The organism is Pseudomonas morbosilactucae, from assembly GCF_023241665.1.
GTDB lineage: Bacteria > Pseudomonadota > Gammaproteobacteria > Pseudomonadales > Pseudomonadaceae > Aquipseudomonas > Aquipseudomonas morbosilactucae.
Window position 1 is genome coordinate 1 of the sequence record NZ_JALQCX010000108.1, and the last position, 1,104, is coordinate 1,104.

Sequence of the window (1,104 nt, forward strand, 5' to 3'; positions counted from 1 at the left end):
CCCCCCAGCGGGAACCCGTGAAACGAGTCAGCCATTTATGGCCCGCCCCGTTGAAACGGTGTTTCCCGCCCTATTTGAGCGGCCAGCAATGAGCTTTTCCGGGAATCCCACCACCTTTGTGGAACAGGCGATCGAGAATGACGGCTTTTGGCCGAACCTCTCGCTGGCCGAGTTCCAGAAGCAGCAACGCCTGCCGGCGGAGTACCTGGTGGAGCTGCTGACCGACGCTTTGTTGTCTGCCCTGGTCGAGGTCAACAAAGACCTGGCCAAGTGCAAAACCCGCTGGCAAGCCGCCGGAATCACCAACGTCGAAACCGCGGACTCTCGCCTACTGCCTGAACGCACGCTCAAAGCCGCGCTGTACAAGCGCGCCGTGTACTCCCGGGCCAAGGCCAGCGCACTGACTCAGTTCGCCACCGTGAACCGCCGAGAGAGTGCCGAGAACACCGGCAAAGAGGCCCCGGATCGGGCTGAAACCTTCCTAGCTTTCAGCCAGCAGGCCGTGCGCGCCCTGCAGGGCCGTGGCCGCATCACGGCGGCTCTGCTGTGAACAAGTTACGCGCCCTGACCACGTTCCTGATCGAACGCCAACTGGCGCTGCCGGAACAGATCGACAGCTACGCCGAGCAGGTGAACCTAGAGCTGATCTGGAAGAACGGCGACCAGGGCCTGCACATGGGCGACATGCGTTATCGCGCTGTCCTGGTGATCGAGCGCTTCGCTAAAAAACCCGCGCTGCTGATGGCCATGGTGGGCAGTTGGCTGGAAACCCAGGATCCAGATCGCGACGACGATCTGCCGGCGCCGACGTTCGCGATCGACCAGGTGGATAACGACCTGGCTGACGTGGAGCTGACCCTGGAGTTCATCGAGCCCCAGCACTTGGCCGAAGACCCCAACGGCCTGATCGATGCCTTCGGCAAAAAGTGGGGCTTGGTGGAATTCGACCTGTGGACGGCCGAACACGGCGAGGTGCGCAGCCATGGCGCGTAGCACCTTCGAACTGGACGTTCGGGGCCACCTGGGCGTGCGCGAACAACTGGCCCTGCTGAGCCTGCCGCCAAAGTTGCGCCGGCGGCTGCTGAACAACGTCACCAAGCGCGT

2 protein-coding genes and 1 pseudogene are annotated in these 1,104 nt (G+C 63.0%); all 3 read left to right on the forward strand.

Annotated features, from left to right (window positions below; genetic code table 11):
- The first annotated feature begins 88 nt into the window (after nt 1-88).
- Nucleotides 89-550, forward strand: a complete 462-nt coding sequence (locus M1B35_RS31820; protein ID WP_268264069.1) for a head completion/stabilization protein — start codon at nt 89-91, stop codon at nt 548-550.
- Nucleotides 547-993, forward strand: coding sequence for a phage tail protein (locus M1B35_RS31825; RefSeq protein ID WP_268264070.1), 447 nt, complete (start codon nt 547-549; stop codon nt 991-993). The genes M1B35_RS31820 and M1B35_RS31825 overlap by 4 nt, the downstream gene beginning before the upstream one ends.
- Nucleotides 983-1,104 (forward strand): annotated as a pseudogene (locus M1B35_RS31830) (virion morphogenesis protein); the annotation flags it as partial. The gene M1B35_RS31825 and the pseudogene M1B35_RS31830, both read left to right, overlap by 11 nt.